The organism is Collinsella sp. AF19-1LB (assembly GCF_003459655.1).
In the GTDB taxonomy this organism is placed as follows: domain Bacteria; phylum Actinomycetota; class Coriobacteriia; order Coriobacteriales; family Coriobacteriaceae; genus Collinsella.
Genome location: NZ_QRWO01000076.1, coordinates 1 through 1,038 on the forward strand (window position 1 = coordinate 1; position 1,038 = coordinate 1,038).

General features: G+C 72.1%; 1 protein-coding gene and 1 pseudogene. Both read left to right on the plus strand.

Features of this window, described 5'->3' with window-relative positions; translation table 11 throughout:
• Positions 1–445: response regulator transcription factor (locus DWX39_RS10805; protein ID WP_147336412.1), on the plus strand; the 445-nt coding region annotated here is incomplete at its 5' end.
• A gap of 26 nt (positions 446–471) precedes the next feature.
• Positions 472–1,038, plus strand: a pseudogene (locus DWX39_RS10810) (hypothetical protein); the annotation flags it as partial.

Consider the following 1,038-nt stretch of genomic DNA (forward strand, 5'->3'; position numbering starts at 1 on the left):
CATCGTCTTCCTGACCGCGCGCGTGGCCGAGGAGGACGCCGTGGCCGCCTACGGCCTGGGCGCCGACGACTACGTCCGCAAGCCCTTCGGGGCCGCGGAACTGCGCGCCAAGGTCGCGGCCCATCTACGCCGTGAGCGCCGGCCGCGCTCGCACGCCCTCTCCTTCGGGGAGGTGCGGATCGACCTCGGGGCGCGCGACCTCGCCGTGGGCGGCGAGACCGTGCCGCTCACTCCCACCGAGTACGCCATCTGCGAGTACCTCGCGCGCCACCCCGGGCAGGTCATGAGCCGCGCGCAGATACGCGAGGCGGTGCTCGGCTGGGAGAGCGACGCCGACGACGCGGCCATATCCATGCAGGTCAGCCGCGCCCGGAGGAAACTCTCCGAGGCCGGCGCCGATCCGATCGCGACCGTCTGGGGGATGGGGTACAAGTGGCAGCTCTGAGGACCGGGGCGCGAGGTCGCGGGGGCATGCCGCTCTCCTTCGTCATCGCGCGCTACTTCGCCTACGCGTTCGCGGCGGTCGCCACGGCGTGGCTCGCCTCGTTCATGGCGCTCTCCGCGGCGATCAATGTGGGCTTCGTCTACGAGGCAAGCTGGGGGCCGGCCAATGCACGCGAGGTCGCGGAGGGCCTGGCACGCGACGGCGTCTGCGGGCAGCAGGACGTGCCGACGGCGTACCGCTACCTCATCCTGAACAAGGACGGATACGTGCTGATGACAGACCTCGAGGGCACGCGGCTCGAGGACGCGACGGAAATGGCCCGTACGGCACTCGCCGCTGATCCGGGCACAGTGGAGATCGAGGGCGGGGGCTCGGGCCTCACCTACGCCGCGTTCCCGCTCAAGGACGGCGGGGCATGCGCGCTCGTCAGCGAGTACCTGCCGCAGTGGGTCTCGCGCGATCTCGCCGGCCTGCTTCCCAACCCGCAGAACCTCATGCTCGTCGGCGTCGCGGCGGGAAGCGCGCTCGCGCTCGCGCTCGTGGCGCGCCGCGCGAGCCGCGTGATCTCGCGCAAGATGGCGCCGCTCGCGGAG